This is a genomic window from Paenibacillus hamazuiensis, assembly GCF_023276405.1.
Taxonomy (GTDB): Bacteria; Bacillota; Bacilli; order Paenibacillales; family NBRC-103111; genus Paenibacillus_AF; species Paenibacillus_AF hamazuiensis.
The window spans coordinates 4,227,424-4,253,308 of sequence record NZ_JALRMO010000001.1 but is presented as its reverse complement, the minus strand read 5'-3'; the positions used below and the strand labels follow the sequence as shown (position 1 = coordinate 4,253,308).

At 51.1% G+C, this 25,885-nt stretch carries 19 protein-coding genes; 18 read left to right on the top strand and 1 reads right to left on the bottom strand.

Annotated elements, in window-relative coordinates; translation table 11 throughout:
• Positions 1–9 precede the first annotated feature (9 nt).
• From MYS68_RS18515 to MYS68_RS18490, 6 genes are all read left to right on the top strand, one after another.
• Entirely contained in the window at positions 10–2,646 is a 2,637-nt protein-coding gene (locus tag MYS68_RS18515; RefSeq protein ID WP_248927259.1) for a hypothetical protein, read from the top strand.
• A 27-nt stretch (positions 2,647–2,673) separates the two neighbouring features.
• Complete coding sequence (locus MYS68_RS18510; RefSeq protein ID WP_248927258.1) at positions 2,674–3,630, top strand: ABC transporter permease; 957 nt, start codon at positions 2,674–2,676, stop codon at positions 3,628–3,630.
• A gap of 17 nt (positions 3,631–3,647) precedes the next feature.
• On the top strand, positions 3,648–4,529 hold the full coding sequence (locus tag MYS68_RS18505; RefSeq protein WP_248927257.1) for a carbohydrate ABC transporter permease: 882 nt from the start codon (positions 3,648–3,650) through the stop codon (positions 4,527–4,529).
• Between the two features lie 272 nt (positions 4,530–4,801).
• Positions 4,802–5,317, top strand: coding sequence for a hypothetical protein (locus MYS68_RS18500; protein ID WP_248927256.1), 516 nt, complete (start codon positions 4,802–4,804; stop codon positions 5,315–5,317).
• 223 nt (positions 5,318–5,540) lie between these two features.
• A complete protein-coding gene (locus tag MYS68_RS18495) occupies positions 5,541–6,044 on the top strand; it encodes a hypothetical protein (RefSeq protein ID WP_248927255.1) in 504 nt (167 codons plus the stop codon).
• A 407-nt stretch (positions 6,045–6,451) separates the two neighbouring features.
• A complete protein-coding gene (locus tag MYS68_RS18490) occupies positions 6,452–7,549 on the top strand; it encodes a response regulator transcription factor (RefSeq protein WP_248927254.1) in 1,098 nt (365 codons plus the stop codon).
• On the opposite strand, the gene MYS68_RS18485 is transcribed toward MYS68_RS18490, so the two are convergent.
• Positions 7,530–9,152 carry a sensor histidine kinase gene (locus MYS68_RS18485; RefSeq protein WP_248927253.1) on the bottom strand — a complete coding sequence of 541 codons (1,623 nt, stop codon included), beginning with the start codon at positions 9,150–9,152 and terminating at the stop codon, positions 7,530–7,532. The two genes, MYS68_RS18490 and MYS68_RS18485, sit on opposite strands and share 20 nt — an antisense overlap.
• A 403-nt stretch (positions 9,153–9,555) precedes the next feature.
• On the opposite strand from MYS68_RS18485, the gene MYS68_RS18480 reads away from it, so the two are divergent.
• The 12 genes from MYS68_RS18480 to MYS68_RS18425 all read left to right on the top strand — a co-directional run bounded on the left by MYS68_RS18480 (position 9,556) and on the right by MYS68_RS18425 (position 25,883).
• Positions 9,556–11,154, top strand: a complete 1,599-nt coding sequence (locus MYS68_RS18480) for a type 2 periplasmic-binding domain-containing protein (protein WP_248927252.1) — start codon at positions 9,556–9,558, stop codon at positions 11,152–11,154.
• A gap of 31 nt (positions 11,155–11,185) precedes the next feature.
• Complete coding sequence (locus tag MYS68_RS18475; protein WP_248927251.1) at positions 11,186–12,166, top strand: ABC transporter permease; 981 nt, start codon at positions 11,186–11,188, stop codon at positions 12,164–12,166.
• A gap of 36 nt (positions 12,167–12,202) precedes the next feature.
• Entirely contained in the window at positions 12,203–13,105 is a 903-nt protein-coding gene (locus MYS68_RS18470; RefSeq protein WP_248927250.1) for a carbohydrate ABC transporter permease, read from the top strand.
• Between the two features lie 25 nt (positions 13,106–13,130).
• Positions 13,131–14,735 carry an alpha-L-arabinofuranosidase C-terminal domain-containing protein gene (locus MYS68_RS18465; RefSeq protein ID WP_248927249.1) on the top strand — a complete coding sequence of 535 codons (1,605 nt, stop codon included), beginning with the start codon at positions 13,131–13,133 and terminating at the stop codon, positions 14,733–14,735.
• 30 nt (positions 14,736–14,765) lie between these two features.
• Positions 14,766–16,325: a carboxylesterase/lipase family protein gene (locus MYS68_RS18460; RefSeq protein ID WP_248927248.1), complete on the top strand. Its 1,560-nt coding sequence runs from the start codon at positions 14,766–14,768 to the stop codon at positions 16,323–16,325.
• Positions 16,306–18,501 carry a hypothetical protein gene (locus MYS68_RS18455; protein ID WP_248927247.1) on the top strand — a complete coding sequence of 732 codons (2,196 nt, stop codon included), beginning with the start codon at positions 16,306–16,308 and terminating at the stop codon, positions 18,499–18,501. Before MYS68_RS18460 ends, MYS68_RS18455 begins: the two co-directional genes overlap by 20 nt.
• 140 nt (positions 18,502–18,641) lie before the next feature.
• On the top strand, positions 18,642–19,673 hold the full coding sequence (locus MYS68_RS18450) for an ABC transporter substrate-binding protein (protein ID WP_248927246.1): 1,032 nt from the start codon (positions 18,642–18,644) through the stop codon (positions 19,671–19,673).
• 17 nt (positions 19,674–19,690) lie between these two features.
• A complete protein-coding gene (locus tag MYS68_RS18445; RefSeq protein ID WP_248927245.1) occupies positions 19,691–20,674 on the top strand; it encodes an aromatic ring-hydroxylating dioxygenase subunit alpha in 984 nt (327 codons plus the stop codon).
• 234 nt (positions 20,675–20,908) lie between these two features.
• Positions 20,909–22,681: a sensor histidine kinase gene (locus MYS68_RS18440; protein ID WP_248927244.1), complete on the top strand. Its 1,773-nt coding sequence runs from the start codon at positions 20,909–20,911 to the stop codon at positions 22,679–22,681.
• Positions 22,671–23,465, top strand: coding sequence for a response regulator transcription factor (locus MYS68_RS18435; protein ID WP_275983490.1), 795 nt, complete (start codon positions 22,671–22,673; stop codon positions 23,463–23,465). The genes MYS68_RS18440 and MYS68_RS18435 overlap by 11 nt, the downstream gene beginning before the upstream one ends.
• A 103-nt stretch (positions 23,466–23,568) precedes the next feature.
• On the top strand, positions 23,569–24,921 hold the full coding sequence (locus MYS68_RS18430) for an extracellular solute-binding protein (protein WP_248927243.1): 1,353 nt from the start codon (positions 23,569–23,571) through the stop codon (positions 24,919–24,921).
• Between the two features lie 80 nt (positions 24,922–25,001).
• The gene (locus tag MYS68_RS18425; RefSeq protein ID WP_248927242.1) at positions 25,002–25,883 is read left to right on the top strand and encodes a carbohydrate ABC transporter permease; all 882 of its coding nucleotides are present in this window, start codon (positions 25,002–25,004) and stop codon (positions 25,881–25,883) included.
• Positions 25,884–25,885: the final 2 nt, after the last annotated feature.

The window sequence follows — 25,885 nt, the reverse complement described above, 5'->3', positions numbered from 1 at the left end:
CTCATCGATATGACCAAAACTTCCTCAAATGCCGTATGGAACATCGTTAGAAATCCACAGGACGCCGTCGCGGCTCACGATTCCGTGATGTGGGCGACCGCACATTTGCAAGAGATATGCAGAGAACGGGGAATTACGCTGTCCGATGCCTCGGATGATCGTGCGGAAATTACTATTGTCATTGCCGGCGCAGCCGGGAAGAATGTGCCGGAGTCGCTTCAGCGCGCCGGACTTTCCGCAGGCGGAGCGGACTCGTTTGCTTTGGTAGCGGATCACGCGGACGGACGGACAACGCTAACGGCTGTCGGCGGCGACTCGCGAGGCCTGATGTACGCGCTTTTGGAAATCGCCGACATCATCCGCCATTCGGAGCGGCCTGCTGCTGCGCTGCAAGGCATCGCGGGGGTTGCGGAGCAGCCGTCGCTGCCTGTGCGAAGCATCAATCGGCTGTTCGTGAGCGAGGTCGAGGATAAACCGTGGTTTTACGATACCAAGTTTTGGAGCGAGTATTTGACGGAGCTGGCCACGCACCGGTTTAACCGGTTTCATTTGGCGCTCGGCATGGGGTATGACTACGGGCATGACCCGGGTGTTCAGGACAACTACTTCTGCTTTGCGTATCCGTATTTCCTTCAGGTGCCGGGGTACGACGTCAGCGTCAAGGGGCTGCCGGAAGGGGAGGCTGAGCGCAATTTGGCGGCGCTGCAGTTCATCAGCGAGGAGGCTCACCGCAGAGGCATCCATTTCCAGCTGGGCATCTGGACGCATGCGTACGATCCGAGCGAAAGCCCGAACGCCAAATACAGCATTGAGGGCGTTCATCCGCAAAATCACGCCGCGTACTGCCGGGATGGGCTTCGCGCTCTGCTCGAGGCATGCCCGCATATCGACGGCGTTACGATTCGCACGCATTACGAGGGGGGGATTCCCGAGCCGGCCCACGAGTTTTGGGCCGTGGTGTTTTCCGGCGTGGCGCAATGCGGGCGCAAGGTGGAGATCGATCTTCACTCCAAGGGAGTCGACGAGCAAATGCTGGGCGTCGCAGTCGATACCGGACTTCCGATCGTGGTATCGCCGAAATATTGGGCGGAGCATATGGGCCCCCCATACCATCAAGCCGCAATTCGGCCGTTGGAGCTGCCTGCGGCCAGTACGGAACGCCCGGATCTGATGGCGATTACCGCCACCTACCGCAGGTTTACGCGATACGGCTACGCCGACTTTTTACGGGAGGACCGCAAGTTCGATGTGCTTTTCCGCATTTGGCCGGGCACGCAGCGCGTGCTGCTGTGGGGCGACCCGGAGATGGCGGCGGGGTACGGCCGGATGGGCGGCTTCTGCGGAGCGCTCGGTGTTGAGCTGTGCGAGCCGCTCACCTTTAAGGCGCGCAAAGGCTCAGGGTCGCCGGGAGGACGCGATCCTTACGCGGACGAATCGTTGAAGCTTGGCGGCGCGGAATGGAAAAAGTATTTGTACAGCTACCGGATATGGGGCCGGCTGCTGTATAACCCGGACACAAATCCGAGCGGCTGGCGTCGTTACCTCTGCGCCGGGTTTGGCGAAGAAGCGGCGCCGTTCTGCGAAGCTGCGCTTGCGCATGCAAGCCGGATTTTGCCGCTGCTTACGGCGGCGCATTTGCCGTCCGCGGCAAACAACCACTTCTGGCCGGAAATGTACGCCAACCTGCCGATCGTAAATACCGGAGCAAGGTCGCATCTCGCCTTCGATACGCCTGCGCCGGGGACGTTCGGAGCGGTCAGCCCTCTGGACCCGGCGTTATTTTACCGGATTGACGAGTTCGCGGACGATGCCGCGCAAGGCTCCCGCCGCAAAGGGAAATATACGCCGCTGGAGGTCGCAGACCGGCTCGATTCTTGGGCGAAAACGGCTCATGAGCAGCTGGCGCAGGCCGCTGGGCGGCTTGGCGGGGCCGGCAGCAGGCCGTCCGTCAAGCGGTTCACGGTCGATGTGACGGTTCAAGCCGAGCTGGGTCTCTTTTTTGCGGAGAAGCTGCGGGCGGGAGTCGCTTACGCGATATTTGAACGTACGCAGGAGGTCTTTCAGCTGCGGGAGGCGGTCAAACGGTACCGGGCGGCGAGAGCGGCTTGGCTTCGGATCGTCGAGGCTACCCAAGGGGTATACCGTGACGACATCACGTTCGGTTATGTGCCTTACATGCGCGGCCATTGGGCCGATCGGCTGCCCGGCATCGACGAGGATCTCGCAGCGATGGAACAGCAGCTTCTCAGCGCCGGAGAGGCCGTCACCGCGGCGGATGTGGAAATTGCCAGCGCCGGCGATGCTTCGGCAGAAGTTCGGGAGCTGCCGGGCGTCCGGCATGACGCGCCCGCCCGTTTCCGCCGGAATGAGGCGATCCCGATCCGCATCACGGTAGAAGGGCAAGCCGCCTCCGCCCGGCTCCATTACCGGCTCGTGCATCAAGCTCAGCCCTACACGGAGGTCGAGATGGCCCGGACAGAGGACGGCGCTTATACAGCAGAAATTCCGGCGAGCTATACCGATAAGCCGTATCCGATCATGTATTTCTTCGAAATGGCCGCAGAGGATGGAACGGCGTGGCTGTCTCCAGGCTTTAACGCCGCCTTCTCCAACCAGCCCTACTATGTGATCCGGCAGTCCGATTAACCTCAACCAAGGAAGGAGCTGGACGTTATGCAGTCCACTGCGCTTACCGAAACCAAAGCTGCCGGCAGCACACGCGGGGCGTCGCGTCTGTGGGTTCGTATTTTGCGGCATAAGTATATGTATTTGCTCGCTCTTCCGGGGATTGCTTACTTTATTTTGTTCAAATTCGTTCCGATGTGGGGGCTTATCATCGCATTTATGAAGTATAACCCGTATGTCGGCATTACCGGCAGCGAGTGGATCGGGCTGAAAAATTTCACCGACCTGTTCACCGACAATAACTTTTACATGATGCTCCGCAATACGTTCGCCATCAACATATTCGGGCTGATTTTCATGTTTCCGGTGCCGATCGTTTTATCCTTGATGTTAAACGAGGTCCGCCACGAGGTGTTTAAGAGGGTGAACCAGTCTATCGTGTATTTGCCGCATTTTCTGTCCTGGGTCGTGGTGGCGAGTATGACGTTTTTCATCCTGTCCTCGGACGTTGGGATCGTCAACAAGCTTATAGCGGCCGCCGGCCATGAGCGCGTAGCCTTCCTGTCCAATCCGAATTATTTCTGGGGGCTGATCACGGCACAAAACATGTGGAAGGAAGCCGGCTGGGGCACGATTATCTTCCTTGCCGCGATGGCCGGGGTCGATCCGCAGCGCTACGAGGCGGCCGTCGTCGACGGAGCGGGCCGCTGGCGGCAAATTTGGCACATTACGCTGCCGGCCATCCGCCCGACCATCATTATTCTGCTGATCCTCCGGCTCGGCCATATGGCCGATGTCGGCTTCGAGCAGGTGCTGCTGATGACCAACCCGCTCGTAATGTCGGTGGCGGAGGTTTTCGACACCTACGCTTATACGATCGGTATTCTCAAAGGGCAGGTCAGCGTCGGGGTGACGGTCGGCATGTTCAAAGGGGTTGTGGGTCTTGTGCTCGTGCTCGCTTCGAATTACATCGTCAAGAAGCTTGGTCACGAAGGCATTTACTAGGGGAAGGAGGAGTTTGCATGAGTCTCGTTACTATGAAAAGACTGACGCTGTTCGATTACGTCAACTACTCGCTGCTGGCGCTGATCTCGCTTGTGTGCGTATTTCCGTTCATTTACGTGTTCAGTGTGTCCTTTACGGATCCGAAGGCGTACATTCCGCTCAAGTTTTACTTGTTTCCGGACCAATGGTCGCTGGCCGCCTACAAGTATATTTTGTCCACGAACAGCTTCCTGAACGCTTTAAAAAGCACCGTTTTCATTACGGTCGTCGGCACGGCGCTCAGCATCGTCACCTCGTTTACGTTCGCCTACGCACTTACCCGGAAAACGATGCCGGGCCGTTCGATCATGCTCAGCGCGGTGGTGTTCACCCTTGTGTTTAACGCCGGGATTCTTCCCAGCTACATTTTGGTAAAATCCCTAGGATTGCTCAACTCGCATTGGTCGCTGATTTGGCCCAGCCTGACCAGCGCCTGGAGTCTCATCGTCATCAAAAGCTTCCTGGAATCGCTCCCTTCCGAGCTGGAGGATTCCGCGCGCATCGACGGCTGCTCCGACATCGGCGTCTTTGTAAGGATAGTCGTTCCGCTGTCCATGCCGGCAATCGCCGCCTTCGTGCTGTTTTTCGCGGTGTCCTTCTGGAACACGTACTTCAATGCGCTCATTTATTTGACGGATGCGAAAAAGTGGACGCTGCAGGTGCTGGTCAAAACGCTCGTCATCGATTCCGATTCCACCGGAGTCGGTCAGGCGGGCGCCGGCGGAGACGACCGGATTGTGCCGCAGGAAACGATCCGCATGGCTTCCATCATGCTGGCCATGGCGCCTATTCTGGTCGTGTATCCGTTTTTGCAAAAGCATTTTGCCAAAGGAGTCATGCTCGGCTCGATCAAGGGCTGACATCGATTACACTGTGACGGGAGGCGGAGGTCCGGGAACCGACCCGGTTTTCCTTCGGGAGCGCTTGATTTCAAGAACATATTCAACTTTCCTGGCAGCGGAAATTTTCCATATCATCGAAGTCGTTTACAGGCTGGACAAACTGCGATAATCTAGTGGTGATGGAAGGCGCAAATGCCCTTGCAGTTTATAAAGACTTTTTTTCCGAAAACTTTCACGTTTTCTTGAAAGCCGCATTTGAAGAGCCGAATTTTCGAGAAAGGAGCTTTCCCATGACAACCACTGTAAACCGCTGCATCAGCGACGAGGCTTTGACCGCTGTCAGCTTATTCGCTATTGAGAACAAACGCGAGTTACATCCTTCTTACGGCACGTTGGACATGGTCTCCTTATTATGTTCTCATATTACGCAAGGTCATTTGATTTCTATCACGGATGCCGATGATCGGGTACTCGGGATGATGACTTACTATCACGGAACGCCGGATAAAGAATTCGAGGATAAGGAAGTCGCCTTCGTCAACTTTGCCATTATGGACAGAGCCTATCGAGGGACACGCCTCTTCGCTAAGGGACTGTATTACATGATGGAGCTCATGATCGAGACACATCCGGAGATACAGGAGCTCCAATTCAACGCGTTATCGGAAAACGCCTATTTATGCGGTCTTTATTCAAAATTTGCTAGTGCCAGTTATACTCAGTCGGGTGCACTTGGCGAAGAAATCGTGTTTTGTGTAAAAGTTCACCAATTAAGGTCTATCTTAACTCGGTTTTACAAGGTATAATTGAAGAAAATTTATTTATATTCGTTAGAAACGGAGGGTTACACATGTTTTTGCCACCACCCAATATCGACAAGAAAACTGGCGGTAAGCTTGGGAGATTCGCTATTCTCAACGACACCCTGAGAGCACTCCCGCAAATGCAACCCCAACCGCAACCTCAGCCGGCGAAGTAATGCTTTTCCTATGTCGACCGTGCACCACGGAACTGGATTACGAGGGTTATATGAAGTTTCTGCTCCGGCACTGCGCAGACCTGAACTTACCGTATGCGTTTGCCGTAAAGCTTAGCTTTATTAGCAGCCCGCTCATATTCGGCAGGGCGATGATGATTCTCTCGGAAGAGGATTACGATGTTGTTGGGGCTGCCGGGTTCGTCTACGGTACTGGTCCTAATGCCTATGAGGATCGCCATATCTGTCAAGTGGAGGTCGCGTATCTGCGTCCGGAATATCGACGAACGACCTTATTTATGCAAGGTCTGATGACGATTCTCGGTGAGATCAAAGCGGGTAGCCCGGATGTCGAAATGATTCAGTTTTGGGTAGCGGAAGCTCAAACGGTTGAGGAAAGGCTTTTCTCTAAATTTCTCGCCTTACCGGGTTCCAAACGGCTAATCGTGAACGGTCTGGCGTGTCATCAGATACTGTTTCGCGAGCTGGAGGACTATTGCCGGAGGTTCGAGGAACGGTTCCGAATGGCCCGGGGATATAGTGAATTCGAGGTATAGCAAAAGGCGCTGATCTACAAGATCAGTGCCTTTTGCTATAACGTACAGAACGGCAATACCGGGGAAGACCTCGAGGATCTTATCTCCATCGGGTAGCAAAAGGAAGCCACCGGCTAAGCCGGTGGTTATAATTTTTCCTGAACCCCCCCCCTGATTACCTTAAAACCCCATTGTGAACTTTTCACAGCTTGGTTACGAAGTAATGGAAATAAGGATTGCGACAAAGCCAGTACACTTGATTGGGCTGCAAAGTCGGTATTGATTTTACTGGAAGCTATGGTACAATTTACCCGGATAGGTGCTCTTCTCTTTGGGTGAGCATGTTTCATAAATTCAAAAGTTCGATACATGGAAAGTTTCAATCAATGAAAGATATCTAAGGATTTTCGGTAAAGGGAGGGTTTGCTTTGCTTAATGTCATTTTTGTAGACGACGAACCCTGGGCTCTTACAGGCATTAAAAATATTATCGATTGGAATAAAGCAGGATTTGACATCACCGGAGCTTTTTTAGATCCGCGGAAAGCACTTGAGAGCATCGTGAGTATTCAGCCGGATATAGTCTTTACCGATATACGTATGCCGGGGATGACCGGACTCAATCTGGTCAGGGAAGCCAGAGAAAAAGGAATTCATTCCGAGTTTGTCATCACAAGCGCTTATAGTGATTTCGAGGTAGCCCGCGGAGCCTTGCAGTATGATGTGTTTCACTATATTCTTAAACCTCTTGACCGGGATGAAGTGGGGACTGTTGCGGACAGGCTCAGGAAAAAACTTACTTCTGCCAACCACCCGGTTCTAATGAGAGTCTTTCAAACCGGCAAACTCATGAATGAAAGACAGAGAGAGGTGCTTGCGTCAGCTGCTGTCCATCCTCATTGTTATGTTGCAGTTGCCGATGCCAAAGATTACAACTGGCCTCCAAAAAAAGATATGTATGTTGGACGATTTTTGCTCGGCGATGGAACAAGCCTCTTTCTGCTTTCGTCAAAGCAGAATCTGGAACCCTTTTTCAACCAGTGGAGGATGTCTGCCGCTGCATGCGGGGTAAGCTTAGGTATAAGTGTACAACGTCCCGGTTTTGAAGATTTCGATCATATGTTTTCCGAAGCTGTCAGCTCCGCTCAATTGGGAATCGATTATTCTGCAAACTCCATAGTAGCGGCGATACAGGTTTATCTTAGCAATAATTACGAAAATGAACTCTCGCTTAGTGAGATCTCCGAAAGATTTTATCTGTCTGAAACATACTTATGCGAGCTTTTCAAGAAGCAGACGGGGATTACGCTAACAGGTTTTTTGACTGCGATCAGAATGAAGCGAGCGGCACACCTGCTTCTGGAAAACGGAGCACCTGTACAGCAAGTGGCTGATATGGTAGGTTATTCAGATTACGGTTATTTTGGAAGGTTATTTAAACGTTTCTTTGGATTTACTCCCAGCAAGTACCGAAAAATTCAGCATGCTGCAATCTACGACAAAAATCTCAGCATGCCGGAGGAGTAAAATTTGGGTTTAACATTGTAAGCGCTTTAGGTATACAGATGACGACTTTTGTGTAGTGACCCTTAACGGAGCGGACCTCAAAGCGATATTGGTCACCAAAGCTGTTCCTTAGACGCTGCTGGATATTATAAAGGCCTATATTCGTTTTTCCATGGGAAGTGCTATCGTCTGTCGGCAGGTTAACGTCATTTATTTTTTTGATATCCTCGTCGGATATGCCGGCACCATTATCGGCAATGTTTAGTAAAAGAGATCCATCATTTTGAAGCCGACCTGATATCCTTATGATGCAGGGCGGCATTTTTTCGGCAAAACCGTGTTTAATTGAGTTTTCTACGATAGGCTGAAGAAACATGGCATGTATAGGATGGTTCATTGCCTCAGGTTGTATTTCCAGCTTGATTGTGTATTTGCCCGGAAAACGCTGGCTCATTACTTTCATGTAGTCGCAAGTATGTTTTATCTCGTCTTGGAGGGTAACGATGGTTCTGGAGCTTATCGAATAACGGAACATGCTGGCCATTGATGTGCAGATATCCTCTATACCTCTAACGCCATAAGCTTGGGCCATGCTGCGCACGCACTCCAAGGTATTAAAAAGAAAATGCGGATTGATTTGGCTCCTGTATGAGAGCAATTCGGCCTTTTGCTGGGCAATCATGGATTGGTAGAGATTTTGCTGGGATTTTCTAATCTCTTTTTGAGAAAGTTCAATTCGCTCCAGCATATCATTGATATCCTCGGCAAGTCTGGCAAGTTCGTCAATTTTCGGTATGCTTATCCTGACTCTATCTTTCCGCAATGAAAGATTTCTCATATCACCGATGATCTGATCTATAGGATTGGTCACGGAGCGCAGCACAAGCTGCATCTGGAGAAAAAGAAGAAAACCGGCGGCAAGTATAATAAAGATGCCGATGCTTTTAATGGGAATAAGTTCGCGAATTAACGAATGTCTGGTGGTCAATGAAACAAAACGCCATCCGAATTCGGGTACCGACACGGAGCTGGTGAGATATTTTTCGCCATTGATGCTCGCTTTGCCACGGCCCTCTTTTGCATTCAGCAATATAGATTGCTCAACTTCATTCACCTCCCGGCTGGAATTTATGATTTTATCTTCAAATACGAGTGCGGTTATACCATCGCTCGATATGCCGGTGCTAAGCTCGCCTGTAAAAGATTTTAGATCGACTACAACCGTACATAAGGCTATATTTCTTTTTTCGCTATAACCTTCTAATATGGAACGGACAGGGAGAAAGTATAAAAAGTAAGGCCCGTTATTGCCGTTGCTATTGTCGAAGAATACATTACTAACGATCGGGCTCCGGAGTGTGATATCTCGAGCCAGTCCGTTTTCCGCCATTGCCTTTTCCCGAATCTCACGGAAACTGTCGCTAATATAAAAGTTATTCATGTTTCGGGATGTAAGGACAATGCTTTTTATATGTTTGCTGCTGTAAATAGAGTCATAAAGAACTTCGGTAGCCGAAGCCTTCAATTTAAAATATTCGGAGGGATTATCCGTTAACAGGAACTGCTGAACGGTAGTCGAGTAAGACACCCGCTTGGCGGCTCTATCGATTTCATTGATTGACATGGCAAGTCTCCGGTCTATCTCATCGGACAGCAGCTCGAACGTTTGATAAGCCCTGCGTTCGATGATAGATTCGATCCCCAAATTGTATATGAGTATTAGAACACCCATGGAGAAAAGAAATAGAAGTGTACTTCCTATCATGCGGCCTCGAATGGAATTGAACTTGCCAATCCTCAACATAGATAAACTCCCATCAAATGGATTGATGACGAACTACAATAATCTGTTTTCATTATATATAGGATTAGACAGTGTTCGCAATATTCGCAATATTCCTAATTTAATCCTATTTCAACCTAATCTAATGCGTATCGCCGTTTACTTGCATCCGCTAAAATTTAAGTATGTATGCGATTAAAAACTTACAAGGTTTATGAAAGCGTTTTAAGAGGGAGATGAAAGTATGACAAGGCTGAGGAAATTAGTAACGATTGGAACTGCTCTATCCATGTCGCTTAGTATTGCAGCATGCAGCAGTGACTCAGGGGAACAGTCGGATCAAAAAAGCACCGATAATTCCAAGCATGTCAAATTTACCATGGCGGCCGTACAAGGGATAGAAGGATTTAATTACACCAACGGCGATGCCCTTGCCAAGTATTATTCCGACAAGTTCAACTACGAATTGGATATGACGGCGCTGAACTGGGACAACTGGAATGAAAGACTCCGGATTTGGATCAACTCGGGCGACATGCCGGATATTGCGGTGTATAACTATATTCATGCGGATGCGGCTTCTTTTGTCGAGCAGGGACTTATCAAGAAGCTTCCCGACGACTGGAAAACCCGCTGGCCTAACGTAGCCAAAGTTTTTAGTAAAACATCACTCGGACCTCAGATGGAAAAAGTTTTCGGCGGAACCTACTTCATTCCAAGAGCGCGTTTTATGAGTAACTTGCCCGGAGATCCATTGCCGAATCATCCAGCCTTGTTTATACGTAAAGATTGGGCTCAAGCTGTCGGTTTCCCTATCAAGTCCGCCTATACGACCTCCGAGATTATTCAGTACGGCAAGCTGTTAAAGGAAAAGGATCCCGGAAAGGTAGGCGACAAATTAATTCCGCTTGCCGAGAATACGAATCATGCCGTTGACTTGTTTGTTGCAAGAAACAGCACTCATTACAATAACTTCTACAAAGACAAAGACGGTAAGTATAAATGGGGCGGAGCTTCCGAAGATACTCTGAGAGGGCTTAAGTTGTTCTCCGAAGCATACCGATCCGGTGTCCTTAGTAAGGACTTCTTCACCGTGAAAAACGAAGAGCATGGTTCTTACTTTAATGTCAAAGGCAATGCGGGTGCCACCTTCTTCCAGGCGCCGACATCAGCTCTTCAGACTTATTTTAATGATTTTCAGGCTAATACAAAACTTGACCCCTATCAAAACATTCATATGGCTATTGTGCTGGGGGAAGATGGCAATTATCATCAGGAAGACCTCATTAATTTCTGGGGCACAATCATCTTTAATCCGAAAATATCCAATGAAAAATTTGAGCGCTATATGGATGTGCTCGATTATAACGCTACTCAAGAGGGCAATACAATAACCAATATGGGGTTAAAAGATGTGGACTGGACTTATGACAGCAACGGCAAAGTAAAATCGCTCTACGACGAAGTAAAGGAAGGCAAGCCGCTTGGCGGTGCAAACGGAAAATATCCTTCCAACGGTTATCTGTTGGGCAGCACGATTCTGTTTGACGATTTCGCATTCGACAATCCCAATTCCGACCAAAGATTAAGGGATTTGTCAAAGCAGCTTTATGCCGAAAAATCGAAAAAAGGTACTCCCGACACTTTTACAAAAGTTAACTGGGATTTATACACCTACGATTCGCCAAGCAAGAGAAGAACCCAAATCGATTACAATACGGAGTACGCTAATCTTGTTACTATGCAGGGCGATATAGAGGCGAACTGGAAGAAATGGGTCGAATCGAAGATGCCGATCATACAGCCGGTTCTTGATGAACTGAACTCGAAATTGGCTAAATAGTCGGCAAATAACTCCGGGAGAGGGGGTTCATATGGAGAATATAGTGGCGGAAAAGAAGAAGGCATCCCTGGATACGAATCGTTCCTCCTTGATGAGCCGCGTGTGGAAGTCCAGGGAAGTGTACCTCCTGCTATTGCCGGGAGTCATATGGTATATCGTTTTTGCTTACATTCCCATGTACGGGTTAACATTGGCGTTTAAAACATATAAAGCCAATCTCGGAATTTTTGGCAGTCCGTGGATTGGACTTGACAACTATACCTATGTTTTTAGAGATCCCGCATTTATTGAATCGATTTGGAAGACGCTGTGGATCAACGCAGGGCGTATCCTGTTTCAGTTCCCCATTCCGATTATATTGGCCCTAATGTTGAATGAAGTGCGTGTGAACAGATATAAAAAGGCTATACAAACGGTCTATACATTCCCCCACTTTTTGTCGTGGATTATCGTTGCCAGCATTATGATTAATACTTTAAACACTCAAGGTATGGTAAACGGTATCATCAAAATGCTGGGCGGGGATGCGGTCAATTTTCTTGGTTCCACTGAAATCTTTAATTCTTTACTGTATTTGACTGAAAACTGGAAGTCGGCGGGTTGGGTCATGATCATTTATCTGGCCGCTATTTCAGGAATTGATACGGAACAGTATGAATCGGCCCAACTCGACGGTTCGAGCCGTTTGCAGACGATGTGGTATATCACCCTTCCGGGTATACAAAATACAATAGTCGTTATGTTGATTTTATCGGTTGGGAATCTGATGAATGCAGGATTCGATCAGATTTTTAATATCAGTAATGCGGCAACCGCCAAAGCCGGTGAAATCCTGGACATGTATATTTATCGAATTACATTTCAGTCTGCTGCCGACTTCTCTTTCTCAAGTGCAGTGAGCTTGTTTCGTTCTGTAATCAACTTTGCTCTGCTGCTGTTCGCTGACCGTGTCTGTAAATGGCTTGGTGCGGAAGGACTGTTTCCGTCCAGGAAAAAGACGGTTCGGGGATAAATCGGATGCGAATCTATATGGGAAAGGAAAGTGAGTATGGCGGGGGTTAAACCAGCATTTAAAAGAGCTTATCATCATAACCAAATACAGACGTTGGATATTGTCCTGTTGGTTATTCTCACATTTTTTGCGATCGCGATCATTTTGCCGTTTATCAACGTTGCCGCCATATCTTTTTCAACACAGCAGGAATATTTGAAAAAAACGGTATTATTGATACCGACGGAAATTACATTTGAAAACTTCAAAGCCTTGTTTGAAGACGGACGCATTTGGGTGGGGTATCGCACAACATTGCTGCTCCTTGTATTAGGATTGCCGCTCAACATGTTTCTGACCACCAGTATGGCTTATGGGCTTAGCCGCCCCGATTTTCCGTTTAAACGATTTTTCGTTTATTTTGTTGTCGTTACGCTGTTGTTTCACGGCGGTATTGTCCCCATGTACCTGTTAATGAAGCAGCTGAAATTAATCAATACAATTTGGTCTGTTGTGCTTGCCTATGGAGTTAATTCATTTTATTTAATCATCATGATGAACTATTTCATGTCGTTGCCGATATCGCTTATGGAGTCGGCCAAGCTTGACGGGGCAAGTGAATGGCGGATCCTCTTTAACATCATATTGCCTTTATCCATGCCTATCATTGCGACAATCTTATTGTTCTATGCCGTGGACCGTTGGAACGAATGGTTTAATGCCATGATATTCATAAGGAAAGGCAATCTTGTTGTCCTGCAGCTTGCTTTAAGGTCTATTGTTATCGATTCCCAGATCAGTCAGCAGATGAACATTTCGAATGTACAAACCGATGTAAAGTTTTCGGAAGGTATGAAAATGGCAGCCGTCATTGTAACGATGATCCCTATCATGTGTGTATTTCCTTTTTTGCAAAAGCATTTTGTCAAGGGGATGCTGGTAGGTGCAATTAAGGCTTAAGTAATTCAAGAAAGAGGTTTTTTCAATGATAAAAAAGGCAAAAGTGACTGTACACCCGGATTATAAGATAGGCAAGGTGGATAAACGTCTGTTTGGCGCTTTTCTCGAGCCGATCGGCAGTTGGGTCTATGGAGGCATCTATAATCCGAAGCACCCGACGGCGGACGACATGGGTTTTCGACGGGATGTCATAGACGCTGTCAAGGAGTTTGATCTTCCGGCCCTTCGTTTTCCCGGAGGCAACTGGGTTTCGGGCTGGGACTGGAAAGATTCCATCGGACCGGTTGAAAACCGTAAGGCGCAGTTGGACCTGGCGTGGTTCCAGATTGAGCCGAACATTATCGGCCATGACGAGTATTTGGAATGGACCAGGCGTGTCCATACAGAACCGATGTACACCATCAATCTCGGTACGGAAGGTATCAAAAGCGCCGCACACTTGGTGGAGTATTCCCGTCATACCGGCGGCACATATTGGTCCGACCTGCGCAAGCGGTATGGGCACCCCGACCCCTATCCCATCAAGACCTGGTATCTTGGAAATGAAATGGACGGCCATTGGCAGATAGGCTCCTGGGAAAAAGACCCTGTCGGCTTCGGTATTCGCACCCATGAGGTTTCCAAGATGGTCAAATGGATTGACAACAAGGCGGAAACCGTTTTTGCAGGCACCTCCGACCATTATAAGCATTTCCCCGAATGGGAAATGGCGGCGCTTGAGATGTGCTACGAATCGGTCGACTACGTATCCCTGCACCACTACCACTCCGCGCCTGAGGGCGACATCGCCAACTATCTCAACATTTCCTCCGTATTCGAAGACTACATCAAGACAACCGTCGCCATTTGTGACTATCTGCAAACCAAGCTGCGTACACCTAAAAAAATGTACATCTCCTTCGACGAATACGGCTGCAACTTTGGGAGGCAGGGCGAGGTTCTCTTCGGGCGCAGAGGCTGGCAGGATGTTACCAAGAGCTACTCTCAATTTGCTCCCAGAGACAATGTCTTTACAAGATATGACCCGGAAAATTATGTAGAGCGCAGGTTTGGTTCCCATCAGATGCTGAATGCCCTTGCCATGGCCTCGGTGCTTCTGACCTTCCTGCGTCATGCGGACCGGATCAAGATAGGATGCATGACCGGCGGCATTCGAAACGCCCTTGCATTTAACGGTGCACATGTGTGGAAGAACGCGGCATATTATCCCTACTATCAGATGAACAAGCTAACCCGCGATGGCATTTCGATCCTGCCCGTGGTCGACGGCCCGACCTTCAACACCGAGCAATTTGCCCTTACAGGCTCCAATCAGTGCCATGCCTACGAGAACGTTCAGGCTATAGAAGCCGCCGTTGTGCAAAATGAGGAAATGGGCGTGGTCTACATCTTCATGATCAACCGGGCAATCGGGGATGACATCGAGGTCAGCTTGGACGTTCGCGGCTTCGATGGTTATAAGCTCGTCGAGCATACGGAGATGTACACCGATGATCTGGAAAAGGGGAATAGCTTCGAAAATCAGGATGCGATAAAACCCATGAAAAATACCGAAACCAAGATGGAAAGCGGCAAAGTGACAGCCATGACCAAGAAGCTTTCATGGAATGTGATTCGCCTTGTGAAATAGCGAGCAAATAACTGAAGGGAGGCATCCAATATGCTTAGAGTGGTGAAAGTTGAAAACGGCATAGTTCAGGGGCTGCCCGCTGCCGACCCCCGTATAACAAGTTTCAAAGGTATCCCATTTGCCGCACCGCCCGTAGGCGAAAACCGCTGGCGTGCCCCACAGCCCGCAAAAGATTGGGAAGGTGTATGGAAAGCATTCGATTTCGCGCCGGCCTCGATGCAGGTAAGGCAAAAGATCGACGTAAATAACATTTATACCAGGGAATGGGCTGTAGATCCGGACATTCCCATGGACGAAGACTGCCTCTACCTGAATGTTTGGACTCCGGCAAACAGTCCCGATGAGAAGCTGCCGGTTTTTGTATGGTACTTCGGCGGCGGGCTGCAGGTCGGTCATCCGGCTGAGATGGAGTTTGACGGCGAACGCATCGCCCGCAGGGGAATTGTGGTGGTAACGATTAACTACCGCCTGAACGTGTTCGGATTTTTATGCCATCCTGAAATAACGGCGGAAGCTCCGGAAGCTCCCGCAAACTTCGGCCACCTTGATCAGCAGGCCGCGACGCAATGGGTCAAACGCAATATCGCGGCTTTTGGCGGCGATCCCGACAACATTACGATTGGCGGACAATCTGCCGGCGGCGGAAGCGTCATGAGCCAGCTCACTTCGCCTCAGAACGAAGGCCTCTTTCAGAGGGCAATTATTCAGAGCGGTGTCATAACCCCGCTTTACCCGGGAGGCCGCATGCCTAGAGTTAGACGCAATCTGGCGGAAGCCGAACAAGAGGGCGTGAAATTTTTTGAGTTTCTTGGAGTTCCCTCCCTTGCAGAAGCCCGTAAGCTTGATGCGGAATATCTCCGCGACAAAATGCTGGAATATAATAAGGGGTTCGGGTTTTGGGGGACCGTTGTTGACCATGTGTTCAGCGTAGGCAATGCATTTGAGCTTTTCCTTGAAAACAAGCGCTGGATGGTACCGGTGCTTTGGGGCCACACTTCCTCCGAATTTTTCAGCGTCCCGAATGTCGAGACACTTGAGGAATTCCGGCAACTGGCCGCCCAGATGTTTGGCGATGATGCCGACGAGTTTCTTGCGCTTTGCCAGGCTCAGTCGGACAACATAGATGAAATAGTGAAAAATGCTTCCGTGAGCGGTTTCGAATATGCGATCCGGATTGCCTCGCAAGCGAGTGCGGATACCGGAGCCAATATCCCGCTGTATTATTACAATTTTGATGCGGAAATACCGGGATGGGATAAACCCGGAACATTCCATTCGGTGGATCTCTGGTTCTTTTTTGAGACCCTCGCCAAATGCTGGAGGCCTTTTGTCGGCAAACATTATGATCTCGCCCGCCAGATGTGCAACTACTGGGCTAACTTTATCCGCACCGGGGATCCGAACGGGAAGGATTCCACGGATGAGGTTATGCCGCAGTGGGATCCCTACACTCCCGAGGCACCGTACGGAATGGTTTTCAAAGATAAACCCGAGTTTGTCAGGGAACAACCTGGCGATTTAATGAAATTCCTTGTGAAACAATACTTCAAGAAAAAAGGGGAACAATCTAATGAAACTGGTAAACGGTGACTATACCCTGATTTTTGAGGAAGGCGGCGTCCAGGTTCAAAAAAACGGCAAACTTCTCTATTTCAACAAACGTCCGATGTTTGTAACGGTAAAGACCGTTGTTGCCCTTAGCGAGTTTTACGACAAAGCTTACGGCGAGATTGCCGTTTCCGGCGATACAATCATCGCCAAAGGTACATTAACCGTGCCTTCCGGCTCTGAATTTTCCTTTGCGGATACTTATGAAGCGACCGGCGCCGGGTTTAAGATAAGCAGGAACGTAAAGGTGCTGAAAGCGGGGGACGAGCTTGGTTTTTCCACCAAGCTTTCCTTTGTAATGACGGAATCGGACGATCCGCATGACTATAACTGTTTCGCACCCGGCGTATGGTACAAGCAAAACGAATTCGCGCGTGAGAACGCCTTTGGCAAAGACCTGGATTGCGAGTATTTCTGGCGGCTGGAGACCGGCTGCGCCCTGCCCTTGTTCGCCATGCAAAACAACGCATCGGGCGAAATGGCGGCAATCTCGCGTTGGGCGGCGGACGTGACCATGCGGTCCCTGGATATTGTACAGGCTGCCAATTATGTGGATCCCAAATTTACCATTGGAGCCGTCGGCATGAGCAAGCCGGAAAGCAGAACCTTGAATTATCTGTATTATGGTTTTGCCGTGCGCAAGGAATTTGAGACGAAGGTCGACGGCTTGTCCATTGATTACGTATACCCGGGCTGCGACGGTCAGATGCCTGCAACAAGGAGGTATGCGGGACTTGATTTCAAGGATCAGTTCAAATCCTTCCAGCGCGTCTGCCATCCGGTGGAGATCGGCTTTGAGCAAAATTACGCCGTAGCAGTGAATTTCGGACACTATAGCAGCTTCCAGCCGATGATGAGAGACATCTGGAGGGTGACCTACGGCCGGCTGCGCGACAAGTTATTTGATATAGATAATGAGCTCCATTTTCACAACTGCATGAAGCTGCTCACCGAATATACGCAGCAGTACGGCGATTCGTACGGATTGCCCTTCTCCTGCCAACTGCCCGACATGGATGTATCCAGCGTGTCCTTCCAATTCGGCTTTGTCGGACAGCAGCCCGGAATCGGTTATCAGCTGCTGCGTTACGGCGATAAGGAAAACGTGCCCGAAGCTTTCGAAAAAGGCGTGAACATCGTTGACTTCTGGGTGCGGACGGCGATGACCGAATCCGGCTTGCCGCATATGTGCTACCATCCCGGCATCAAGAAGTTCGAGCCGTATCCCCATTATATCCGGATGCTTGCCGACGGGATCGAGGCCATTCTGGACGCGTACCTCTATATGCGCAGGATAGGCGACGAGCGGCCGGCGTGGCTGGAATTTTGCAAAAAAACCGCCGATTGGATTGTGAACATGCAAAATGAAGACGGCAGTTTTTACCGTGCATACAATACCGACAGCTCCGTCCGCATGGACTCCAAGGCCAACACGCCCAGCGTGATTCGTTTCTTGGTGCAGTTCTATCTGGTGTCGGGCGATGAAAGATATAAAGCCGCGGCGATCAGGGCGGGGGATTGGTCTTACGATAATGCCTACTTGAACATGGAATACCGGGGCGGCACCTGCGACAACATGGACATCATGGATAAAGAGGCCGGGATCTATGCATTGTTCGGCTTCCTTGCCCTGTACGATCTGACTGGCGAGGATAAGTGGCTGGAAGGCGCGATCGGCGCTGCCGATTATACCGAAACCTGGACCTATGCGTGGACATTCCCCGTGACTACCCCTTGGCCGAAGCATCCGTTCAACAAGTATTCCATCAGCGGACAGAGCATTATCACCATCGGCGGGGGAGCCGATGTGTATATGGCCGCCTGTTCATATACCTATTACCGGCTGTATGTGATTACGGGAGATGAGCATTATCTCGATTTTGCGGAGTTCATCGATAAGAATACCCGACAGTCCAATGATGTGGACGGCAGTATCGGATACATCATGCCCGGCTTGGGGCACGAATCGGGCAATTTTACCGGTCAGATCCTGCAAAGTCACTACCACTGGCTGCCCTGGTGCACTTTTGTGGAAATCGACCCCTCGTCGCGGATGTATGATACCTTTGGCGGCTACGAGATTGCAGATGCCCAAAAACTCAGTCCGGAAGAGAGGGCCAAGAGAAATCGGATTTATGATACAAGTTGTTGGATGTAATTAAACATAACACGAAATTGGATCATACGCACAAAAACAGTTGGCTATGTTATGTTATTTTACAAATATGTGCGGAAGCTGTGTTCGCCTTTTACCTCCCCCTTTATAATGAGAGCAAACGGGGGGAAGGTGGGGGAAAAATGATAAGACGTCTGTTCCATGGATCTTTAACGACCGTCATGGTGTTATTCACGCTTTTGGTTGGCTGCTCGCCGGCAGAGAAGCCCGCGGCATCGCAGCAAACGGATAAACCGGCGTCCGGCGTAAGTCCGGAGAAGAAGCTGGTCCCGATTACGCAGGTAACGAATTGGTTTGCTGAGCCGGAGCATGGGGGGCAATACGCCGCTTTGGCGAAGGGGTACTATAAGGAAGCCGGACTTGATATGAAGATCCAGTCGGGAGGGCCGCAAATTTCGCACATTCAGATCGTCGCCTCCGGCAAAGCGCAGTTCGGCATGGCCCAGGCGGATGAAATTTTGCTGGCCAGAGATCAAGGGATTCCGGTCGTTGCGCTGGCCGCTATATTCCAGAAGACCCCGCAGGCTATTATGTTCCATAAAGGAGAGCCGATCAAGTCGTTCGAGGATTTGAACGGGAGGCTGTCGATTATCGCATCCGGGTCCGCTTACTGGGAATATATCAAGAAAGCTCATAAACTGGATAAAGTCAGTGAGATGGCATATACCGGACAAATGGCCCCTTTCATCAACGATAAAACGGCGGTCATCCAAAGTTATATCACATCGGATCCGTTCACGATGAAAAAGCAAAATTTGGATGTCGATTTTCTTATGGTCCATGATTCCGGATATCAGCCGTACGCAGGCGTCTTATTTACAACCGAGAAATATTTGAAAGAAAATCCCGAGATCGTCAAAGGATATATTCAAGCGTCCATGAAGGGCTGGAACTATTACAAAACGAACTATGAGGAGATCAACCCGGATATCGGCAAAGCGAATCCGGATTTGTCCAAGGAATGGATGACATTCGGAGCGGAGGCGGAAATGCCGCTCATTTTCGGAGGCGATGCGGAGAAGGGCGGGGTGGGAACGATGACCAAGGAGCGCTGGTACGCACTGTCCTCGCAATTGTTCGAGATCGGACTCTTGAAGAAGCAAGAACCGGTTGAAAATACATTTACGACGCAATTTTTAAGCGGCGGCAAATAATTCCGGAGGTGCGTGGCATGTTGAACGATCCGGTAGTGACGAACGATTGGCATGCGGTCATCTTCGCCGCTGACTTGAACGAAACGCCAAGGCAGGTCATCCTCATGGGGGAACGTATCGTATTATTCCGGTCGGATGGGGTTGCCCGAGCGTTTAAAGACCTGTGCATCCACAGAGGGGCCGCCTTATCGCTTGGAAAGGTACAGGGCGGCTGTCTGGTTTGCCCGTATCACGGCTGGTCGTACGACGGCAGCGGCCGCTGCGTGTCGATCCCCCAGCTGCCGAAGGGCTCGGCGATCCCGCCCAAGGCGCAAGCGGCGGCGTATGCTTGCGCCGAGCGGTACGGCATCATATGGGTCAGTCTGAACGAACAAGCCGATACGGGCAAAATTCCCATCTATGAAGAAGCGGACGACCCGTCCTTCCATACCGTCCCGTGCGGCCCTTTTCCGCTTCAGGCCGCCGCTCCGAGGGTCGTGGAAAACTTTCTGGATGTGAGCCATTTGGCCTTTCTGCACGAAGGGTATTTGGGGGATTCCGGGCATCCGGAAATTTCGCCTCACGGAGTGCGGATGGATAACGGCCGCATAATTTCGGATGAGATCGGCGTATATCAGCCCGACCCGGACGGTCGTGGTCTCCCGATGGTCAATTACTACGTGTACGAAGTGTTGAGGCCTCTCACCGCAAGATTGAAGAAGACGAATAAAGAAACGGGCGAAACGTTCTCGATGCTGTTTGCCGCGCTGCCCGAAGGGGAACGGACAACGTCGGTTTTCATTCTCGTATCGCGCAATTATGCCTTCGATATGCCCGACGACGATTACCGGCAATTCCAGAAGCTCATTATCGAGCAGGATGCAGCCGTCGTCGAAAGTCAAAGGCCGGAGCTGCTCCCGTTGGATTTGCAGGAAGAGCTGCATCTGCGTTCCGACCGGATCAGCATCGCATACCGGAAGTGGCTGGCGGAGCTTGGTGTGAAACTGGGGACTTCAATGTAATAAACGGTGATGAGTTTTTAAGGCAAAACGGTGAAGCATACAACTTTATTTCCGACCCGGTCTGCAGTGCAGACCGGGTTTACTGTATGTGCTGCATCTGTTTTCAACAGGCTTTATACCAGGCGAAGGCACTTCAATCCTTGACTGTATCTCCGGGTACCTGTACCATTCTTTTTAGGTCGGGGATATTCGGTCCGGAGGAGCCTCGGGCAGCGGCAAGGAGGGGGCATTCAAGTGTGGCATAGAGCGGCAAAATGGAATACACTGCGCAATCAGATGCTGGCCGGATTCGTTTCCGTCATGATTGTTGTTTTGGTTTGCGCCGGCGTCATCACCTTTCAGTCAGCCTCGACTCTATTAAAAAATAAAGCCGAGAAACAGATAAAACAAACGGCGATCCAGGCGAACGGTAGATTGGAAGCGCTTGTCAACCAGATCGAGACGCTGACGACGCAGGCTGTGAACGATTCGCTTTTGCAGCAGTTGATGCTGTCCACCGCAAACGGGAAAACGGCAAGCTTCGGGCAAAGGCAATCGCTCATGCAGACGGCAAACAAGATACAGGCTTATTCGAGCGGGGTCAGCAGCGTTGAAGTATATACGAAGGACCACTTGCGTCTTTACCCGCTGGACGATCAAAGATTGTCGGACCGGGTGGGAGGAGAATGGATCGATCTGGCGGAAAAAGAAAAGGGCAAGCTTGTTTGGATCGGCATCGACCCGAAAGATCCGGAGTCCGTTCTGGCCATTCGCCGCATTAACTTGATCGATCAATGGTTTTCGAGCGGGGGATACTTGCTGGTTCGGTTGGAAAGGAGTTATTTTCAGTATCAGGCGGGTTTTTCGGACGAAGGGCATCCGGAAATCATGCTGCTCACCGACGCTTCGGCGAAGCCCGTCGTGGCGAGCGGGCCGATGCGGGCCGATTTGGGCGAGCTCGCCGGTGCCGATTCGCAAACGGTGACGTGGGAAGGTCAGCGGTACATCCTGGTCAAGCAGCGTTCCGAGCAAACCGGATGGATGCTGATGATCTTATATCCGCTCAGCGATATCACCGAGGGGATATCCGTATTGCGTCTGGCTATCATTGCAGCCGGGGCGGTAGGCTCCCTGCTGTTTATCATCTTATCGTTTCTCCTTTCGACCATGATTACGCGCCCGCTCAAAAAGCTGATGAGGGCCATGCGGAATACGCGGCAGGGCGTACTGACGCCGAATTCCGCCGTTTCCTTCACATCGGAAATCAATGATCTGAATGCGACATACAATCAGATGGTCGATCATATCAATGGGCTGATCAAGCTCGTTTACGAGAAGGAAATGCTGCAAAGCCGGACGGAGCTGCAGGCGCTGCAGGCGCAGATCAACCCGCATTTTTTGTACAACACGCTGGAAGCGCTGTACTGGTCGCTTCAGGAGAAGGAGCAGGAGGAGCTGGCCGACCTGGTGATCGCCATGTCCGAGCTGTTCCGCTACGTCATCGGGGTGGCGGACAAAGACGAATGGGTGACCGTCGGCGAAGAGCTTGAGCATGTCGAGAGATACTTGAGCATCATGAGCGTACGGTTCGGCTCCCGCTTGACGTGGGACATCCGGGTGGAGCACGGCTGCCGCACCGTCAGCATGCCCAAGCTGCTCATTCAGCCATTGGTGGAAAACGCTATCGTTCACGGGCTCGAAGGAAAGACGCGTCAAGGAACCGTTGTCGTCACCGCCGCATGGTCGCCATCGGACGGCCGCGCCGTACGGATAGCGGTGAACGATGACGGACCGGGCATGGAGGAGGCGCGCTGCCGGGAAGTCCAGGAAGCGATGGCTTCGGGCCGCGCCCTGCCCGGGAAAGGAAAGGGCATGGGCCTATCCAATGTGCAGCGGCGTCTTCAGCTGTATTATGCGCCGCCCGGCGCCGGCGGTCATGGGCTAAGCATCCGCAGCGAGCCCGGGCGCGGGACGACGGTCAGCTTCGATATTCCGGCCGAAGAGGAGGGGATTCATTTTGATACATAAAGAAAAAACGATTCTTGTCGTGGACGACGAACCGCTCACCCGAACCGGGATCGGGAAAACGCTGGAGGCTTGGTCGGCGGGCCGCCACCACATTGTATGCGCGGGCAGCGGGGCGGAGGCGCTGGCGATTTTAAACGGCCGGCCGGTTCACCTGCTCATTACCGATATTCGGATGCCGGAGCTGAGCGGACTGGATATGGTGGAGAAGCTGCGCTCCCAGGGGCAGAAGCTGGTTGTGATCGTCATCTCGGGGCACCCCGATTTTCAATATGCGCAGACCGCAATTCAGCTCGGGGTCGTCAACTATTTGCTCAAGCCGATCCATAAACGCAAACTGCTGGATGCCGTCGAGCAGGCTCTGCGAATCGAAGAAGACCGCGAATGGGTGGAGGCTCTGGAAAAAATGGCGGATCCGCTCCTGATGAGCGCCAAGCAGGAGAGGCAGTACAGTGCGCCCATACAGCAAGCCGTAAGGTACGTCGAAGCAAATTTGCGGGCGCCGCTCGGCATGCGCGAGGTAGCCGGCCACATTCATCTGAACCCGAGTTATTTCAGCGCGCTTTTTAAAGAACAGACCGGACTCACCTTCAGCGAATACGTCGCGCGGAGCCGGCTGCAAAAAGCGAAAGAGCTGCTGATCCAGACGCGGCTGCCGATTGCCGATATTTCGGAGCAGGTCGGATATCAGACGGCCAAATATTTTATCAAGCTGTTCAAAGAATACGAAGGGAAGAGTCCGAGCCAATACCGCAAGGAGGTCGCCGGCGACGAAGGCAAAATCTAAAAATCGTGGAATTTTTCCCGATGGTTGTGACCTACTGGTCTTCCCTTGTAAGCGCTACAATTGTAAACGGAATGAATGACTTTTGTCTTAGGGGGAATGATCGATGAAATCGGGAAAAGCGCTTACAACAGCTATGGCAATTGCAGTCGGACTGACGACGGTGCTTGCGGGCTGCTCGAGCACGGAGGGAAATTCGGCGGCAAGCGGGACGGGCGGAAGCGGCGGAGGCAGCGGTAGCAGCGCAGGCTCCAAGGTGACGATCAAAATGATGCACCTATGGCCTGCAGGAAGCTCGGCCACGCAGAACAAAATCGTGGGCGACATCATTAAGGATTACCAAACTTCACATCCGAACGTGACGATCGAACAGGAGATTCTCGAAAACGAGCAGTATAAAAACAAAATGAAGGTGTTGTCCACCTCCAACGCTCTTCCCGATGTGGGAATGACATGGGCGGCCGGTTACATGGAGCCGTATGTCAAAGGCGATATGTTTGCCCCGGTCGACGACCTGCTGCAGGGCGAGCTCAAGGACAAATTCGTCAAAGGCACTACCGAAGCTTATGCGTTTGGCGGCAAAACGTATGCGCTTCCCGTCGAGCTGAACATCGTTCCGGTTTATTACAACAAGGCGATTTTCGCCAAATACAACCTGCAGCCTCCGAAGACGTACGAGGAGTTCAAAACGATCGTCAAGACGCTCGCCTCAAACGGCGTCACCCCTATTGCTCTGGGCAACAAAGACCGCTGGACCGGCTCATTATGGTACATGTATTTGGCTGACCGCATCGGCGGGCCGGACGCGCTCAAAAAAGCGATCGACCGCAGCGGATCGTTTAACGATCCGAGCCTCATCCGCGCCGCTCAAGAAATTACCGGGCTGGTCGACATGAACGCTTTTAATAAAGGCTTTAACGGCCTTTCCAATGACGAAGGGAAAACCGAATTCATGAACAGCAAAGCCGCCATGTATATGATGGGCACGTGGGAGCTGCCGAACTACACGACCAACAAGGACGTGCCGCAGTCGTTCAAGGACCAGATCGGATTTTTCAAATTCCCGACGGTGGACGGCGGCAAAGGCAACGTCGACAGCTGGGTCGGAGGACCGGGCGTAGGACTGTTCGTCGCGAACAACTCAAAGGTAAAGGATGAGGCGAAAAAATTCGTCAGCTTCTTCGTGCAAAAATGGGGAGAGCTCGCCATCTCCGAAGCCGGCGTCATTCCGGCCACGAAGGTGGACACCTCCAAGGTGAAGCTGCCGCAGCTGTACATCGATCTGCTTAATGAGCTGAACAAGTCGAGCAATCTGACGTTGTTTGCCGATGTCCAGATGAAGCCGGCATCCGCGGAGGTGCACTTGAATATGATTCAGGCGCTGTTCGGCAAGGCGGCGACACCGGAGGAATTCGCGAAGAAACACGAGGAATCGTTGGCTAAAGAAGCCGGTAAATAAGCGGGCAAGACGGATACGGAAAGAACATATCCCCTATTCGCGGTATGTTCTTTCTTTTCGCTGTGGAAGGAGAGAAACATGTGGATAAAGTCATGTCCAACAAAACCGTCGTGGCGTTGTTTGTACTGCCTTCGCTGCTGCTGATCGCCGCCCTCATCTATATGCCGATCGTTTTAACAGGTTTCTACGGTCTGATGAAGTGGGACGGCGTCGGCAAGATGACATACATCGGCCTCGCCAACTATAAGGAGCTGCTCCGCGACAGCCTGTTTTGGAACAGCGTCAAGCATTCGTTTTTGCTGGCGGTATTTTCGGCGCTCAGCCTGCTGGTCTACTTGCTCGTTGCGCTGATCCTGTCGGCGCAAATCCGGGGGGCGGGTTTGCTGCGCAAGCTGTATCTGATCCCGATGCTGCTGTCCTCCGTCGCGATTGCCCAGCTCTGGTTGAAAATATTCCACCCGACCAGCGGCATCCTGAACCGGATGCTGGTCTCGCTCGGGGTGGAGCACACGCCGGAATGGCTGTCCGACCCGTCCATCGTGCTCTATGCGATCTTCATTCCGATTCTGTGGCAGTACGCGGGGTTTTACATCTTGATCTATTATGCCGCCCTGAAAAATGTGCCCGCCTCTCTGATCGAATCGGCCCGCATCGACGGCGCCGGCCCGTGGCGCATCGCCTTTGCAATCCGCATTCCGCTCATCGCCGAAATCTTCAAAGTGACGATCGTCCTTGCGGTCGTAGGCTCGTTGAAATATTTCGACCTGATTTACGTCATGACCGGCGGGGGACCGAACGGCGCCAGCGAAGTGATGGCCTCGTACATGTATCGCAAAGCGTTCAGCGGCTACGATTTCGGATATGCCAGCGCTATCGGCTTTTTCCTGCTGCTCATCTGCTTGTTCATGACATGGTTGATCCGCAAAGCGACCGCCGGGAAAGAAACGATTCAATATTCGTGACG

Excerpts from the sequence above, each read along its gene's own strand:
- MYS68_RS18515 (WP_248927259.1), top strand. The coding sequence starts at position 10 with ATGACCAAAACTTCCTCAAATGCCGTATGGAACATCGTTAGAAATCCA.
- MYS68_RS18475 (WP_248927251.1), top strand. The coding sequence starts at position 11,186 with ATGGAGAATATAGTGGCGGAAAAGAAGAAGGCATCCCTGGATACGAAT.
- MYS68_RS18485 (WP_248927253.1), bottom strand. The coding sequence starts at position 9,152 with ATGTCAATCAATGAAATCGATAGAGCCGCCAAGCGGGTGTCTTACTCG.
- MYS68_RS18450 (WP_248927246.1), top strand. The coding sequence starts at position 18,642 with ATGATAAGACGTCTGTTCCATGGATCTTTAACGACCGTCATGGTGTTA.
- MYS68_RS18480 (WP_248927252.1), top strand. The coding sequence starts at position 9,556 with ATGACAAGGCTGAGGAAATTAGTAACGATTGGAACTGCTCTATCCATG.
- MYS68_RS18500 (WP_248927256.1), top strand. The coding sequence starts at position 4,802 with ATGACAACCACTGTAAACCGCTGCATCAGCGACGAGGCTTTGACCGCT.
- MYS68_RS18505 (WP_248927257.1), top strand. The coding sequence starts at position 3,648 with ATGAGTCTCGTTACTATGAAAAGACTGACGCTGTTCGATTACGTCAAC.
- MYS68_RS18430 (WP_248927243.1), top strand. The coding sequence starts at position 23,569 with ATGAAATCGGGAAAAGCGCTTACAACAGCTATGGCAATTGCAGTCGGA.
- MYS68_RS18460 (WP_248927248.1), top strand. The coding sequence starts at position 14,766 with ATGCTTAGAGTGGTGAAAGTTGAAAACGGCATAGTTCAGGGGCTGCCC.
- MYS68_RS18465 (WP_248927249.1), top strand. The coding sequence starts at position 13,131 with ATGATAAAAAAGGCAAAAGTGACTGTACACCCGGATTATAAGATAGGC.
- MYS68_RS18470 (WP_248927250.1), top strand. The coding sequence starts at position 12,203 with ATGGCGGGGGTTAAACCAGCATTTAAAAGAGCTTATCATCATAACCAA.
- MYS68_RS18445 (WP_248927245.1), top strand. The coding sequence starts at position 19,691 with ATGTTGAACGATCCGGTAGTGACGAACGATTGGCATGCGGTCATCTTC.
- MYS68_RS18510 (WP_248927258.1), top strand. The coding sequence starts at position 2,674 with ATGCAGTCCACTGCGCTTACCGAAACCAAAGCTGCCGGCAGCACACGC.
- MYS68_RS18495 (WP_248927255.1), top strand. The coding sequence starts at position 5,541 with ATGAAGTTTCTGCTCCGGCACTGCGCAGACCTGAACTTACCGTATGCG.
- MYS68_RS18455 (WP_248927247.1), top strand. The coding sequence starts at position 16,306 with ATGAAACTGGTAAACGGTGACTATACCCTGATTTTTGAGGAAGGCGGC.